Here is a 14,238-nt window from a genome sequence, read left to right on the forward strand (position 1 = left end):
AAAGAGGGTGCTCTCACTACCATTCACCATTCACCATTCACCATTCACCATGGACATGGGGCGAACAATGAATACCGACGAAGTGCTGGGCATTTTCCGCGAGGCCGGCGCCGTTCTCGAAGGGCATTTCATCCTGACGTCGGGCCTGCGCAGCCCGGTCTTCCTGCAAAAGGCGCGCGTTTTCATGCATGCCGACAAGACCGAGCGCTTGTGCAAGGCGCTGGCCGAAAAGATTCGCGCTGGCGTGCCCGGCAGGATCGACTACGTCGTCGGTCCGGCAATCGGCGGGCTGATCCCGGCCTATGAGACCTCGCGCCATCTTGGTGTGCCCGCGATCTGGGTCGAGCGGGAAGGGGGCGAATTCAGGCTGCGTCGTTTCGAGATCCCCAAAGGATCGCGCGTTGTCATTGTCGAGGACATCGTCACCACCGGCCTGTCGATCCGCGAGACCATCGACTGCCTGCGCGGCCTTGGCGCCGAGGTCGTTGCCGCCGCATGCATCATCGACCGCTCGGCCGGCAAGAACGATGTCGGCGTGCCGCTGATCGCGCTCGCCGAATATGAAGTTCCGGCCTATCCGGCCGACAGGCTGCCGCCCGAACTCGCCGCCATACCGGCGATCAAGCCCGGCAGCCGCAATATATGACGGAGGCGCTGCCGTGATTGCCGGCATCGATCATTTCGTGCTGACAGTTCGTTCGGTGGACGATACCTGCGCCTTCTATCAGCGCGTGCTTGGCTTCGAGCGCCTCGACGAGCCGGACCGACCAACGGCGCTGCTGTTTGGAACGCAAAAGGTCAATGTGCATCAGGTCGGGCGTACCTTCGAGCCGAAGGCCAAGGCGCCGACGCCGGGTTCCGGAGATTTCTGCTTGATTGCTGCCCGTCCGCTCGCCGAGATATGTGCCAGCCTCGCCGCCAATGGCGTGGTGATAGAAGTCGGCCCGGTCGAGCGTGCCGGCGCTCGTGGCGCGATGATATCGGTCTATTTCCGCGACCCGGACGGCAACCTCGTCGAGGTCAGCGAATATCGATGCTAAGCGGCGCTCCTTAAATTCGCCGCGATCATACCCTGTTCAGAACGGCGATACCCAGGGCTGGCGCGACCGGCCACCGAGCGGATGCCCTCGGCCTCGTTGTTCTTCGGCCAGCGCATCGCTATATCAACGTCGTAGTTGCTTTTCGGCGACCGCAGAGCGCAGCATGGGCTGTCGCGCCTGGCTGGAAAAGCCGGCGTGAAGCCATCGATGGAACTAGGAACAGGAACAGAGTGCTTTTTCGACGGCGCAAGCCTGATGCTTTTTTCGAGCGGGTGCGTACTTATTTGTGGCCGCGCCGCTCGTTCTCGCGCTCGCTGCGGTATTTTTCCAAGCGCATCCTGCGGCTTAGGGCCACGCCGCACGCAGTGGCCGCTGGTGTTGCGGCGGGCGTATTCGCGTCGTTTTTCCCGCTTGGCTTCCACTTCATCATTGCTGCCATCCTGTGCTGGCTGATCGCCGGCAATCTGGTCGCGGCAGCACTCGGCACGGTCTTCGGTAATCCCCTGACGTTTCCGCTGCTATGGGCCGCCTCCTGGGAGGTCGGCAAGCTGATCCTGCATGAACACCTGCCGGCGCATGGCCCGCCCGCGCATCTCGGCGACATGCTGCATAATCTTTCCTTTGCGCAGTTGTGGGGGCCGGTGCTGAAGCCGATGACAATCGGCGCAATACCGCTCGGCCTGGCTTTCGGCCTGCTGTTTTACGGCATCACCCGCTGGGGCATGGTCACTTTCCAGGAGCAGCGCCGCAAGCGTCTGGCCGAAAGAGCGGCAAAGGCTGGAAAAACCGGGCCGGAAGTTCCCGCCGAATGATTATCGGTATCGGCAGCGACCTCATCGACATCAGACGCATCGAGAAGTCGCTGGAACGCCATGGCCAGCGCTTTATCCAGCGCATCTACACCGAGATCGAACAGGCGCGCTCCGAAAACCGCGCGGCGCGTGCGGCCTCCTACGCCAAGCGTTTCGCTGCCAAGGAAGCCTGCGCCAAGGCATTGGGCACCGGTATGGCGCAGGGTGTGTTCTGGCGCGACATGGGGGTCGTCAACCTGGCCAGCGGCAAGCCGACCATGGCGCTGACCAACGGGGCGGCAGCGCGGCTGGACGAAATCCTGCCTGAAGGGCACCGCGCCGTAATCCACCTCACCATCACCGATGATTTTCCGCTCGCTCAAGCCTTTGTGATCGTTGAAGCGTTGCCGGTCGAAGAAGCGCCACATTGATTGCATCTGACCACCGGCATGACGTTGCCCAGCGCGCGCCGAGACTCTATACCATCCAACGCACAATCGAGGACGACATGAGCGTGGCTGAAAAAACCCAGAAGAAATCCGGCGGACTTGGCGAAACCGTCAGCGTCATCGTCCAGGCCCTGCTGCTTGCGCTGGTCATCCGCACGCTCCTGTTCCAGCCGTTCTCGATCCCGTCAGGCTCGATGCGGCCGACTTTGCTCGAAGGCGATTATCTCTTCGTCACCAAATGGTCCTACGGCTTCTCCCGCTATTCGCTGCCGTTCGGGCCGAACATCTTTTCGGGCCGCATCTGGGGCTCCGAGCCGAAGCGCGGCGACGTGGTTGTGTTCAAGTTTCCGCCGGATCCTTCCGTCGATTATATCAAGCGCGTCGTCGGCCTGCCGGGCGACAAGATCCAGGTCAAGGATGGCCAGCTCTTCATCAATGACGTAGGCGTGCCGCGCGTCAAGGTCGGGCAGATCGACAACCGCGACATCACCGAGGAGAATGGGCCGGTCGATGTCTATCGCGAGACGCTGCCGAACGGCGTCACTTACGACACGCTCGACCTGACGCAGGCTTCGATCGGCGACAATACCAAAGAGTTCAAGGTGCCGCCCGGTCACTATTTCATGATGGGCGACAATCGCGACAACTCGTCGGACAGCCGCTTCACCGTCGGCTTCGTGCCGGACGAGAATTTGGTCGGCCGCGCCAACCTCATTTTCTTCTCGATCGGCGGCAGCGCCAGCCCGCTCGAAATCTGGAAATGGCCGTCACTGATGCGCGCCTCGCGCCTGTTCCATTTCGTCAATTAGGGCCATGGCGGCGACGAAACGGCTGACCGCCGATGCGCTCGCCGAGGCGCTTAGGGAGCGCACTGGCCACAGTTTTGGCGACCATCACCGCCTGCAGCGGGCGCTGACCCATGCCAGCGCTCGCGGCAGTCATGCCGGCATCGACTACGAACGTTTCGAATTCCTGGGCGACCGCGTTCTCGGCCTTGTCGTTGCCGATATGCTGCTGGCGGCATTTCCCGACGCCGCCGAGGGTGAGCTGTCGCTGAGATTGAATGCGCTGGTCAACGCGGAGGCCCTGGCGGATATCGCTGAGGAGATTGGCCTGCCGGAACTTATTCGCGCCGGTTCGGACGTACGCGGCCTCGATGGGCGCAAGCGCGTCAATCTGCGCGCCGATGCATTGGAATCGCTGATCGCCGTGCTCTATCTCGACGGCGGGTTGGAAGCGGCCCGTGCTTTCATCCACAAATACTGGCAGCCGCGTTCGCAAGCCATTGACGCCGCCCGTCGCGACGCGAAAACCGAACTCCAGGAATGGGCGCATCAGGCGGCAGGCGCAGTGCCGGTTTACATAATCGACAGCCGCGAGGGACCGGACCACGATCCGCTGTTCACCGTCAGCGTCAAGGTCGGCGCCTATCCGCCGGCGACCGGCAGCGGGCGCTCCAAGCGCGAGGCGGAGCAGGCTGCAGCCGCGGCACTTCTGCAGCGGGAAGGCGTCTGGCTCAATCAAGGGAGTGCCGCATGACCGCCACCGAAGCTCCGGCAACAGAAGCTCCCGCTACCCGCTCCGGCTTCGTCGCGCTGATCGGTGCGCCCAATGCGGGGAAATCGACGCTGGTCAACCAATTGGTCGGCGCCAAGGTGTCGATCGTGACGCACAAGGTGCAGACCACGCGCGCCATCGTGCGCGGCATTGCCACCCACAACAACGCGCAGATCGTCTTCGTCGACACGCCGGGCATATTCAAGCCGAAGCGCCGGCTGGACACCGCGATGGTGACCACAGCCTGGGGCGGTGCCAAGGACGCCGATGTCGTGCTGCTCTTGATCGACGCCGAGCGCGGCATCCGGGGCGATGCCGACGCCATCCTCGAGCGGCTGAAGGATGTCCGGCAGCCGATGGTGTTGATCCTCAACAAGGTCGATCGGGTCAAGCACGAGACGTTGCTGGCATTGTCGGCGGCAGCCAACGAAAGGGTGCCGTTCAAGCGCACCTTCATGGTTTCGGCGCTGACCGGGTCCGGCTGCAAGGACCTGCTCGACTATCTCGCCGAGACCTTGCCGGCCGGCCCCTGGTACTATCCGGAGGACCAGATCTCCGACCTGCCGATGCGCCAGCTCGCGGCCGAGATCACCCGCGAAAAGCTCTATCTCAGGCTGCATCAGGAACTGCCTTATTCGTCCCACATCGAGACCGAGAAATGGGAAGAGAAGAAGGACGGCTCGGTGCGCATCGACCAGACAATCTATGTCGAGCGCGACAGCCAGAAGAAGATCGTGCTCGGCCATAAGGGCGAGACGATCCGCGCCATCGGCCAGGCCGCGCGCATGGAGATCGCAGGCATACTCGAGCAAAAGGTGCACCTCTTCCTGTTCGTCAAGGTGCGCGAGAACTGGGGCGACGATCCCGAGCGCTACCGGGAAATGGGGCTCGAATTTCCGCACTGAGCCTGTTTGGGCGATCCGCCGGGCGGCCTGTTGGCCGCCTCAGGATGTTGAGCGATACCCAAGGGCCAGTGACACGCCGTCGACAAGATGTTCGGCGTCGGAGACGTTTTCGAACGGGATGCCCGTTCTTGCATAGTCGAGCGGCGAGAAATCGGAGCCGTCGGCGTTGATCAGCGCAGCCTGGCGCCTTGCCGCCTGCATGTCGCCCAGCTGAGCGTAACAGGCGGCAAGCCGGGTGCGGATCCACGGCGTCGGTCGCGTCGCCAGCTCCAGCGCCTCGGCAGCCGTGCGGTATTCGCCCAGCATGTATAGCGCGAGCGCGCGATCGTACTGACACCAATGGGGATGCAGCGGGTTGATGCGGATGGCGCGCGCCAGCCAGGCCAGCGCGTCGAGCGGCCGGCCACGCATCGTCAACAGATGCCCCATCTGCTCGATACAGTCAGCGTCGCCAGGATTGAGCTCGAGCGCCATGCGTAAATGATGCTCGGCCGCCTCGTGGTCGCGCATATTGAGCCGCACCAGCGACTGGATGCGGTGTGCCGTTGCCTGATCCGGCGATAATGCGATGCCGCGGGCGGCCAGGTCGCGGGCCTTCGTCAGAACGGCGCCGCTGACGGGCCCGAATTCGCTGTTGAGCACATGCGCCAGCGCCAGGTAGGTGTAAGCAAGGCCATAGGCCGGGTCCCTGACGATCGCCGCCTCGAAAAACGCCGCCGCTTCTTTCAGTTCGCTTTGCGCTGGATCGCGCAGCAAAGCGACGCCGCGCAGCACCAGTTCATGGGCGGCGAGGCTGGCTACCGGCTGCCGCGAGGCACGTTGCAGGCCGGCATTGTTCACTCGAACCACCAGCCGGCCGACGATCTTTTCGACGATCTCCTGCTGGATGGCGGACAGCCCGGCGTAATTGGCCTGGTAGCGATCGCCCCAGAGCTGGGAAGCGCTGGCTGCGTCAACCAGATTGACCGCACACACGATGCTGTCTGCCTGCCGCCGCACCGAACCCTCGACGAGATAGTCGGCGCCGATGCGCGAGCGTACGACAGGCCATTCGCTGGGCGAATATGAGGCAAACGAGAAGCTCGAATTGCGCGCCAGGACCGTCAGCGTGCCGAAGCGGGCGAGGCCGTTGATAATGTCTTCGGCAATACCGTCGACGATCGCGTCGTCGGCCGGATCGGCGCCGTCATTGCGAAACCTGAGCACCGCCACGATCGGCTGTGCGCCGGGTTCGGGCACCGGTTCGATTTCAGGGATCAGCATGTAGCCGCGCTTCGATACGGTCCGTATCGTTTCCTCGCCGAGCACCTTGCGGATCTCGCGAATCGACTGTGTCAGCGAGTCCTCGGTGACGAAAACACCCGGCCAGACCGCATCCATCAATTCCGACTTCGGCACCACACGGCCGATATGGCGGGCGAGATGCGTCAGCAATGCGTAGGCTTTCGGCCGAAGGAAGGCCGGCTGTTCGGCCCGGCCGAGCGTACCTTTGCCCAGATCGAGTGTGAAACCGCCGAACTGAAAAACCTGATCAGTGGCCGAAACCGCCATCGAAACGGCCCGCTCCCTGAAGCCGTGCCTGTATTGGTCTACGGCTGGAGGGCTGGGTCAAGGTCTGTCGCCGCCGAAAGCGGTGCTTTGGATTTGGGCGCCGCAAATTAGACGGCGCCAGCGAGGGCGCGCTGCGGTGCCGACCTGCGGACGAAGCTCTCGGTGCCGTAGACGGCGACGATGGCGACCGCAGCCACCGCCCAGATCGCAACACCGATCCATTGCTGCTGCACATGGTCGGCGTCGATGAACACCTTGCCCAGGAAGCGTACGCTGTTCTGATGGGTGACATGCATGAGAATGGCGAGAAGCACACTGCCGGTGTTCTGATAGAGCCAGGTGAATACCACTGCCGCCAGCAGGACTTTGACCGTGCCGTAGACGCTGAGGTCGCCGATCAGGCCGAGCGGAAGATGCCAGATCGCCCAGATCGCGCCGAGGATCAGGCTTCCGGCCAGCGCCGAATGCTTGCCTAGCAGACGCGGTGTTGCAAAGCCGCGCCATCCCGGCTCTTCGCCAAGTGGACCGCTGAAGACCGCATACAGCGCGATGATCGGCAGTATCTCAGTGACGGCTGGAATGTTGCTCCAGGCCGGCGTCGCCGAGCCGAACAGCGGATTGACCAGGATCGAGGCCAGCTGTGTGCCAAATGGCAGGCCGAATGCCACCAGATACCATAGTGGAGATACCCGCCACTTCACCATGGAAGCGAGAATACCCCTGACCGAAGTCCAGCCTCCGGAAACGGCTGCGACAACGAATCCGGACAGCATCGGGCCGAAGGTAAACCAGGGAATGCTATCGCCATTCGACAAGAAGAACGGGATGAAGGTAAACCAGGTCAGGACAAGCGTCAACGAAAAGAAGGCGGCCAACTGATGCTGCCGCACCAGGAGCAGGAAAGAAGTCATGTCGGGCCTCTCACGGGCAGATGACAATGAGAGGTCGCCGGGCTGCCCGATCGGTCGACTTGCATCTTGAACAGCCGGCCGAATCGTTCCGGGAGGCCATGCGCCGACCACCTCGGTCGACCGGTTTCTTATTGGCACCGGCGCGCCCCGAAATCCTGAGCGGGTTCTGAGAAATTTCCGATATTTCATGCAGAACCGGCCAGTCAGACCGGCTGGAGCACCTGCCGACACTGCGGTCGTCCAGCGTTCCCGTTTGTCGTCTCTCCGTCACACACCCTGCCTATAGGCTGTGCGAAAGACCCGCTTCCGAGCAAACCGGAACCGGCGGGCAAGCAGCCAGATCAGGACATGACCAGGACTTGGAATCGCTTCGACCCCATCCGTCAAATCGAGTTTGCAAACGTCGTCGCTGTTGAGGTCGAGCAGGCGCTGGCGCGGCAAAATGGGGTGACGAACAGCGATGCGATCGTTGCAGCGGGTAGGGTCGCCGGCGCCGTTGCCGCCGCCGTCGCCCTGCTTGCGCCGACCGACATCAGAGCGATCGACACCATGCAGGAAAGATTGCCCGGCATGGCTTCGCGGTTCGTGCGGATATTGGCGGCCGAAGCTGCGGAACGCAGTGCCCGGACGCGTCTGTCGAGCGCACACGGAGGCCAAGGGACGGACGTCCAACCGGCTGGAAGCGGCGACCTCGATGCGATGCGGGTCGAGGACTGGGCCGGTCGGGTCGCCGGGTCGACGTTCCTGCAGCAAAATCTCGGCATATCGCGCTCGACCCTGCATCGCTGGCAGCGGAGCGGCACGGTCGTTGCGTTGCGCACCGGTGGCCGCAAACATGTATTTCCCTTGGCCCAGTTCGTCGACGGCAGGCCGGCTCCGGGTATCAAGGAAGTCTTGTCCGCGATGCCTGAGCCACGGCATGCCTGGGCGTGGCTGATCGGCCCCGCGCCCGGCCTCGCCGGACGTACTCCCATTGAAATGCTCAAGCAGGATCTGGTGGCGGAAGTCGTTCTTGCCGCACAGAACGCAGCGATGGCGAAGTTGGCTTGATCTCGCTGCCAACGTTAGAAGTCCATTCCAAAAAAAGAACAAGTAAAAGGAATGTCTGTCGGATTCAGATCGGTTTGCCGGCTAATGGTACAAGTATATTTTCGTACAATTGTGACAATGTCTCGTTTGTGCCGGGAGCGATTATGAAGAAAATATGAAGTGATATTTGTGCAACATGGATTTCTTCTGTTATGAAAACATTGATTATTTTTATAATCGCCATTGAGACTGGAATGCCGATGAGTATGTTCGCCGCCTGAAGAGGGGGTGCAGTGCGCGCCTTTTTCGACGTGGGTGAGGCGTTCAGCCGTTCAACCATGGGTTCAAAGCCATTTTAACTTTGACTGGAGAGGTCAGAAAATGAATATCAAGAGCCTTCTTCTCGGCTCAGCCGCGGCATTCGTCGCGGTCTCCGGCGCGCGCGCCGCCGACGCTGTTGTGGTCGCCGAGCCGGAACCCGCCGAATACGTCAAGATTTGTGACGTCTACGGCGCCGGCTACTACTACATCCCCGGCACCGAGACCTGCCTGCGCATCGGCGGCTATGTCCGCTATGACGCCAGCTTCGGCGACGGTGGCCGCGTTTTCGACGGCGCGACGACACACGACCTTATGGACGGTGACGAACAGCAGACCTGGAACAAGAATGCGCGCTTCAATTTGAAGACGTGGACAGGCCAGGAAACCGAACTCGGCACGTTGAAGACGTACACCGAGACCCGTTTCAACTTCGGCAATACCAAACGCACCGTGAGCGGTGTTGATTTCAGCGTGCAGGACAACAAGGCGGTTACCCTGAACTTCGCCTGGATCCAGCTTGGAGGTTTCCGCGTCGGCAAGGATGAAACTGTCTATGATTCGTTCATCGGCTACGCGGGCAGCGTCGTCCAGGACACTATCATTCCTTACGGCACCAAGGACACCAACCTGATCAGTTACTATTTCGACGGCGGTAATGGCTTTACGGCAGTCGCCTCGGTCGAAACGGGCTCCGGCGCTGACCAGTCGATCGACAGCTACGTTCCGTTTGTCGTCGGCGGCGTGAAATACAAGGGTGACTGGGGTGCGATCACCGCGGTCGGCGCCTATAACAGCACGTCGGAAGAATGGGCCGGCAAAGCCCGCCTCGACGTCAAGCCGATTACTGACCTGACCCTGTTCGTGATGGCGGGCTACGGCAGCGACGACAACGTCGCAATGAACTTCTACAAACCGTGGACTGGCAACTTTGCCGTCTGGGGCGGGGGCAGCTATGCCGTCAACAAGAAGACCGCTTTGAACGCCCAGGTCTCCTATACCGACGACAAAGACTTCGCCGTTGCGGCCAACGTCGCCTACACGATCGTTCCTGGTTACACGATCACCGCCGAAGTCGATTATTACGACAATTTCGATGCCGACGATGCCGACGCAATCGGCGGCATCTTCCGCTTCCAGCGCTCGTTCTGATCAAACGAGGATCTCGCAAAAAACGGCCCGTAGCGATACGCTACGGGCCGTTTCGGTTTGCAGCGGATATGTCGCTCATCTTGATTTCGCCATCCAACCGGTGACAAGCTCTCGTCATGGAATGGCGAGACGAGGGAATCATTCTCGGCACCCGCAAGCATGGCGAAACCAGCGCCATTCTCGAGGTGATGACGCGCGTGCATGGCCGCCATCTCGGCCTCGTGCGCGGCGGCCGCTCGCGCAAACAGCAGCCTGTCTTGCAGCCCGGCAATCGCGTCGACCTGTTGTGGCGGGCGCGGCTCGACGAGCATCTCGGCACCTTCCAGGTCGAGGCCATCGAGATGAACGCCGCCCGGCTGATGGACAGCGCCGTTGCCGTCTACGGCCTGCAGACGATGGCCGCGCATTTGCGTCTTCTGCCTGAGCGCGACGCCCATGGCGGTCTCTATGAGACGCTTGCGGTGATGATCGCTCATCTCGACGATGCCGATGCCGCCGGCGAGCTGGTGGCCCGCTTCGAGCTGCTGGTCCTCGACGAACTCGGTTTTGGCCTCGATCTCAGCCAGTGTGCGGCGACCGGCACCAGGCAGGATCTTGCCTATGTCTCGCCGAAATCCGGCCGCGCCGTGTCGCGGGCGGCAGGGGCGCCGTGGCGCGACAAGATGCTGGCGCTGCCTGCCTTCCTGCAGCGCGGTTCGGGCCTGCGCGCCGATCCGGCGGCGATCGAGGACGCCTTCCGGCTAACCGGCTTCTTTTTGACCCGTCACGTCTACGAACCACGCGGCATCGAACCTCCCGGCGCCCGCGCCGGCTTCCTCGCCGCGTTGCGCAGGCACCATCCGCCCGGCCATGAATCCGGCAAGCCGAGCGCCGCAGAAACCGCCGCCGGGGAGACCACCAGATGAGCGACGTTGAACCTTATCCCGGCAACGTTTCGCCGCTCGGCCTTGGCACAAGGGCCGCACGCTGGCCGTTTCGGAAGCGGCGCTGAAGGACGCCAACGGCAAGCTGCTGGCTTTCGGCACCGAAATATGCTCGATCTTTCCGGCGGCCAATCTGGCGGCACGTTGAATGGACCGGCCGTTTGGCCGCCGCATTTGAATGTCACTGAAGATTGAATGTCAGTGACAACTGGCCTGGTTTGGGGGAACCGCCATGTTCGAAAGCCTGATCGGCCTGGTCGCCATCATCGCGCTGTTCGTGATCATTTCACGCCAGCAGAGCCGCATCGGCCTGATCGAGCGCGAGCTTGGCGCCTTGCGCAGCCTTGTGCTCTCAGGCGCGCCTGTGCTGCCGCCGCAAGCCAAGGAACCGGCTGCAAACGACAGCAAACCGACGGATGCCGTAATGCCGTCGGCGGCCGACATGGCCGTATCGCCAGGGACCGCAGCGGTAGCATCAGCCACAGAACCCGATGCCGATACAACGGCGCCGTCCGCACCGGAGCCGGCGCAACCGGCGGCAGCCGCGAAGGCCGCCCGCCAGTCCGACGTCGAAACGGCTCTCGGTACCCGCTGGGCGGTCTGGGTCGGCGGCATCGCGCTGGCGTTGGGTGGGTTGTTCCTGATCCGCTACACCATCGAGGCCGGCATTTTCGGGCCACGCGTGCGGCTTGCCATGGCGGCGGCACTCGGGCTGGTGCTGGTCGCCGGCGGCGAGTTCATCCGGCGCACCGGCTTCAGGGTGCCGGTGCAAGGTGCCGCCGGCGCCTATATCCCGGCGATGCTGACGGCGGCCGGCGCCTTCATCCTGTTCGGTACCGTCTACGCCGCGTACAGCATTTACGGCTTCATCGGCCCGACGCTCGCTTTCACGCTGCTCGGCGCCATCGGCGTGGCGACGATCGCGGCAAGCCTGGTCCATGGTCAGGCGCTGGCCGGCGTCGGCCTGCTCGGCGCCATGGTGACGCCGCTACTGGTCGCCTCGCAGGCGCCCAATCCGTGGGCGCTGTTTGGCTATCTGGCGATCGTGCTCGCCGCCACCGGCGTCATTGCCCGCATCCGCGACTGGAGGCTTTTGATGGCCGCAGCCTTCGTCGCCACGGGCATCTGGACCATCTTCTACATGACCGACGCGCCGGGGGCGAACCTTGCGGTCATCCTCTTTATCGACGGGACGACACTGGCCGTGCTCGCCTTCGTCTGGCTCGGCCGCCGCGGCGAAGCGGTCGCCGGCAGCAGCTTCGACTGGCCGTCGATCGCGCCGGGCTTCTTCGTCGCGCTTTCGGCGCTAGCCCTGTTCGTCGATCCGGTCTTTGCCGCCGCCGGCGATGCCTTGCAGGGCGCAGCCCTTGTCGCAGCCCTGGTGGCGGTGGCGCTCTACCGGCCGCGGGCGGTTGCACTGCTGCACGCCGCCGGGCTGGCGACTGTACTGGTCTATCTCGGCATCATTCCGCCGACCACGATCGCTTCCGATTTTTCGAGTGGCGCTCTCGGCGTCGACGGCATGCCGGTCGTGGCGTCCGATGCCTTGATGCTCAGGGTCGGCATCGCGCTGGGCCTGGTCTTCATCGGCGCTGGTTTTTGGGCGGCGCGCCGTTTTGCGGCCTCTGGCTGGCTGCGCGCCGCCACATGGGCGGCCTGGAGCGCTGTCGCGCCACTGGTCATCCTGCTGGCGCTCTGGTCTACCTTCGGCAATCTCGACCGTGACCTTGCTTATGCGGCGGTCGCAGCCGTTTTGGTCGGCGTCTTCGTCGCCGGCGGCGAATGGATAGCGCGCGGCGAAGCGCCGCCGCTGACCGGCGGCGCTGCCGTCTCCTTCGCGCTCGGCGGGGCGGCGATTGCCGGCCTGCTGATGCTGCACATGGCCTTTGGTTCGGGCTGGACAACCATCCTGCTCGGGGCAGCCGCCGTCGCGCCGGCGCTGGCGACGCGCTGGCGTAACTATCCGGTGCTTGGCTGGATTTCCGTTGGTACGGTGATTGCAGTGCTCGGCCGCGTTGCCTTCGACCCGACCATCGTCGGTGCCGAGTTCCTGTCGAAGACGCCGGTGTTCAACTGGCTGCTGCTTGGATATGGCGTGCCGGCGCTCGCTTTCGGTTTTGCCGCCTGGCAGCTTGCCCGAACCACCAATGGCCGACCGCGCCTCGCCATGGAGGCCGGCGCCGCGCTGTTTTGCCTGCTCACCGTCGCCATGCTGGTGCGCCATGCCATGCATGGCGGCGTCATCGATACGGCTGCTGCGACGCTTGCCGAACAGGCGATCTACACGCTGATCGCCATCGGTGCCGGTGCCATCCTGGTCGCCATCGACATGCGCTCGCCAAGTTCGGTGCTGCGCTACGGCTCGATTGCAGCGGGCGTGGTCTCGGTCGCGTTCATCGTCCTCCAGCATTTTCTGGCGCTGAACCCGCTGCTGACGGATGAATCGACCGGCAGCATTCCAGTGTTCAACCTTCTGTTCCTCGCCTACCTCTTGCCGGCGGTTGCGGCAGGCGCACTGGCGCTTTATGCCCGCGACAAACGGCCGAAATGGTATGCGGCGATGCTGGCGGTGGCGGCGGCGGTGCTCGGCTTCGCCTATGCCACGCTGTCGGTCAGGCGCCTGTTCAAGGGCGAGTTCATTGGGCTGTGGAGCGGTCTCGGCCAGCTTGAGACCTATACTTATTCGGCACTGTGGCTGGTCATTGGCGTGGTGCTGCTCATCGCCGGTGTCTGGCTGAAGTCGCAGGTGCTGCGCATAGCGTCGGCGGCGCTGATCTCGATCGCCGTGCTCAAAGTCTTCATCTTCGACATGTCGGAGCTGGAAGGCGTGTTGCGGGCGCTGTCCTTCATCGGCCTCGGCGCGGTGCTCATCGGCATCGGCTTGTTCTATCAGCGGCTGCTGACAAGGGCGGCGAAAGCAAAGCTCGAGACGAGCAATAGCTGACGATTTCAATTTGGCCGGGAATAAACCTGCCACTGGCGGCGTTACTTAGTTGCTTGGGTGACCGGGGCGGCGGACCGCTTCGCGCTGGCCGCTTGCGCCGCGCTGCAAAGGCGCGTTCAATCACCACGGACAGGGGCCCCAGAACCAGCGGTCATGGACGAAAAGAAGGCAGCAATCCTTGGCGAAATACCGCGTCTGCGCCGCTATGCACGCTCGCTGTTGCGCGACCGTGATTCCGCTGACGATCTCGTCCAGGATTGTCTCGAGCGCGCACTTGTGCGGCTCGACAATTGGCAGACAGGAGAAAGCCCCAGGAGGTGGCTGTTTACGATCATGCACCATTTGTTCATCGACCAGATGCGCAAGGTGAACCGGCGCGGCGAGGCGGCGATGCTGCCGCTCGAGGCAAGCGAGGCGCAGGCAGCACCCGCCGAGCAGGTCGAGAGCATCGCCTCGCGCGAGATCGTCGACGCGCTGCAGGCGATCAGCCCTGACCGGCGGGCGGCACTTGTGATGGTCGCCATCGAAGGGTTTTCCTATGCCGAAGCCGCCAACATCCTTGGGGTTCCCGCCGGCACTTTGATGTCGCGCATCGCGCGCGGGCGTGAGGAACTGCGCGCGCTGCTGGATGATACCGCGCGCCGCCGCTCGATAAGGATCGTCTAGAA

General features: G+C 63.2%; 15 protein-coding genes. 12 read left to right on the top strand and 3 right to left on the bottom strand.

Features of this window, described 5'->3' with window-relative positions; genetic code table 11:
- The first annotated feature begins 67 nt into the window (after positions 1-67).
- The 7 genes from pyrE to era all read left to right on the top strand — a co-directional run bounded on the left by pyrE (position 68) and on the right by era (position 4,742).
- Entirely contained in the window at positions 68-646 is a 579-nt protein-coding gene (pyrE, locus tag AC0L2Y_RS05920; protein WP_473554536.1) for an orotate phosphoribosyltransferase, read from the top strand.
- Between the two features lie 13 nt (positions 647-659).
- Positions 660-1,040, top strand: coding sequence for a VOC family protein (locus tag AC0L2Y_RS05925; protein ID WP_473554538.1), 381 nt, complete (start codon positions 660-662; stop codon positions 1,038-1,040).
- A gap of 230 nt (positions 1,041-1,270) precedes the next feature.
- Positions 1,271-1,852 carry a DUF2062 domain-containing protein gene (locus tag AC0L2Y_RS05930; protein ID WP_473554541.1) on the top strand — a complete coding sequence of 194 codons (582 nt, stop codon included), beginning with the start codon at positions 1,271-1,273 and terminating at the stop codon, positions 1,850-1,852.
- Positions 1,849-2,262, top strand: a complete 414-nt coding sequence (gene acpS, locus AC0L2Y_RS05935) for a holo-ACP synthase (RefSeq protein ID WP_473554543.1) — start codon at positions 1,849-1,851, stop codon at positions 2,260-2,262. Before AC0L2Y_RS05930 ends, acpS begins: the two co-directional genes overlap by 4 nt.
- A 77-nt stretch (positions 2,263-2,339) precedes the next feature.
- On the top strand, positions 2,340-3,089 hold the full coding sequence (gene lepB, locus AC0L2Y_RS05940) for a signal peptidase I (RefSeq protein WP_352566173.1): 750 nt from the start codon (positions 2,340-2,342) through the stop codon (positions 3,087-3,089).
- 4 nt (positions 3,090-3,093) lie between these two features.
- The gene (gene rnc / locus AC0L2Y_RS05945) at positions 3,094-3,819 is read left to right on the top strand and encodes a ribonuclease III (protein ID WP_473554546.1); all 726 of its coding nucleotides are present in this window, start codon (positions 3,094-3,096) and stop codon (positions 3,817-3,819) included.
- On the top strand, positions 3,816-4,742 hold the full coding sequence (gene era, locus AC0L2Y_RS05950; RefSeq protein ID WP_352862668.1) for a GTPase Era: 927 nt from the start codon (positions 3,816-3,818) through the stop codon (positions 4,740-4,742). The genes rnc and era overlap by 4 nt, the downstream gene beginning before the upstream one ends.
- A gap of 39 nt (positions 4,743-4,781) precedes the next feature.
- Here era and AC0L2Y_RS05955 read toward each other — a convergent pair whose 3' ends face one another.
- Together AC0L2Y_RS05955 and AC0L2Y_RS05960 are read right to left on the bottom strand one after the other, a co-directional pair.
- Positions 4,782-6,293, bottom strand: coding sequence for a winged helix-turn-helix domain-containing tetratricopeptide repeat protein (locus AC0L2Y_RS05955; RefSeq protein WP_473554548.1), 1,512 nt, complete (start codon positions 6,291-6,293; stop codon positions 4,782-4,784).
- A gap of 107 nt (positions 6,294-6,400) precedes the next feature.
- Entirely contained in the window at positions 6,401-7,204 is an 804-nt protein-coding gene (locus tag AC0L2Y_RS05960) for a CPBP family intramembrane glutamic endopeptidase (RefSeq protein ID WP_473554551.1), read from the bottom strand.
- A gap of 348 nt (positions 7,205-7,552) precedes the next feature.
- On the opposite strand from AC0L2Y_RS05960, the gene AC0L2Y_RS05965 reads away from it, so the two are divergent.
- Positions 7,553-8,254: an antitoxin Xre/MbcA/ParS-like domain-containing protein gene (locus AC0L2Y_RS05965; RefSeq protein WP_473554552.1), complete on the top strand. Its 702-nt coding sequence runs from the start codon at positions 7,553-7,555 to the stop codon at positions 8,252-8,254.
- Positions 8,255-8,318: 64 nt separating this feature from the next.
- Here AC0L2Y_RS05965 and AC0L2Y_RS05970 read toward each other — a convergent pair whose 3' ends face one another.
- Positions 8,319-8,573 (bottom strand): hypothetical protein, encoded by a 255-nt coding sequence (locus AC0L2Y_RS05970; RefSeq protein WP_473554555.1) that lies wholly within the window; start codon positions 8,571-8,573, stop codon positions 8,319-8,321.
- A gap of 41 nt (positions 8,574-8,614) precedes the next feature.
- On the opposite strand from AC0L2Y_RS05970, the gene AC0L2Y_RS05975 reads away from it, so the two are divergent.
- The 4 genes from AC0L2Y_RS05975 to AC0L2Y_RS05990 all read left to right on the top strand — a co-directional run bounded on the left by AC0L2Y_RS05975 (position 8,615) and on the right by AC0L2Y_RS05990 (position 14,236).
- Positions 8,615-9,703, top strand: a complete 1,089-nt coding sequence (locus tag AC0L2Y_RS05975) for a porin (RefSeq protein ID WP_473554558.1) — start codon at positions 8,615-8,617, stop codon at positions 9,701-9,703.
- A 116-nt stretch (positions 9,704-9,819) separates the two neighbouring features.
- The gene (gene recO / locus AC0L2Y_RS05980) at positions 9,820-10,608 is read left to right on the top strand and encodes a DNA repair protein RecO (protein ID WP_473554559.1); all 789 of its coding nucleotides are present in this window, start codon (positions 9,820-9,822) and stop codon (positions 10,606-10,608) included.
- Between the two features lie 250 nt (positions 10,609-10,858).
- Positions 10,859-13,570, top strand: coding sequence for a DUF2339 domain-containing protein (locus tag AC0L2Y_RS05985; protein WP_473554562.1), 2,712 nt, complete (start codon positions 10,859-10,861; stop codon positions 13,568-13,570).
- A gap of 153 nt (positions 13,571-13,723) precedes the next feature.
- Complete coding sequence (locus tag AC0L2Y_RS05990) at positions 13,724-14,236, top strand: sigma-70 family RNA polymerase sigma factor (RefSeq protein ID WP_292657948.1); 513 nt, start codon at positions 13,724-13,726, stop codon at positions 14,234-14,236.
- The last annotated feature ends 2 nt before the right edge of the window (positions 14,237-14,238 follow it).

This window comes from Mesorhizobium sp. WSM4830 (assembly GCF_055811495.1).

Coding starts and splice junctions, on each gene's coding strand:
- pyrE (WP_473554536.1), top strand. CDS start 68: ATGAATACCGACGAAGTGCTGGGCATTTTCCGCGAGGCCGGCGCCGTT.
- acpS (WP_473554543.1), top strand. CDS start 1,849: ATGATTATCGGTATCGGCAGCGACCTCATCGACATCAGACGCATCGAG.
- lepB (WP_352566173.1), top strand. CDS start 2,340: ATGAGCGTGGCTGAAAAAACCCAGAAGAAATCCGGCGGACTTGGCGAA.
- rnc (WP_473554546.1), top strand. CDS start 3,094: ATGGCGGCGACGAAACGGCTGACCGCCGATGCGCTCGCCGAGGCGCTT.
- era (WP_352862668.1), top strand. CDS start 3,816: ATGACCGCCACCGAAGCTCCGGCAACAGAAGCTCCCGCTACCCGCTCC.
- AC0L2Y_RS05955 (WP_473554548.1), bottom strand. CDS start 6,293: ATGGCGGTTTCGGCCACTGATCAGGTTTTTCAGTTCGGCGGTTTCACA.
- AC0L2Y_RS05960 (WP_473554551.1), bottom strand. CDS start 7,204: ATGACTTCTTTCCTGCTCCTGGTGCGGCAGCATCAGTTGGCCGCCTTC.
- AC0L2Y_RS05965 (WP_473554552.1), top strand. CDS start 7,553: ATGACCAGGACTTGGAATCGCTTCGACCCCATCCGTCAAATCGAGTTT.
- AC0L2Y_RS05970 (WP_473554555.1), bottom strand. CDS start 8,573: ATGGTTGAACGGCTGAACGCCTCACCCACGTCGAAAAAGGCGCGCACT.
- AC0L2Y_RS05975 (WP_473554558.1), top strand. CDS start 8,615: ATGAATATCAAGAGCCTTCTTCTCGGCTCAGCCGCGGCATTCGTCGCG.
- recO (WP_473554559.1), top strand. CDS start 9,820: ATGGAATGGCGAGACGAGGGAATCATTCTCGGCACCCGCAAGCATGGC.
- AC0L2Y_RS05985 (WP_473554562.1), top strand. CDS start 10,859: ATGTTCGAAAGCCTGATCGGCCTGGTCGCCATCATCGCGCTGTTCGTG.
- AC0L2Y_RS05990 (WP_292657948.1), top strand. CDS start 13,724: ATGGACGAAAAGAAGGCAGCAATCCTTGGCGAAATACCGCGTCTGCGC.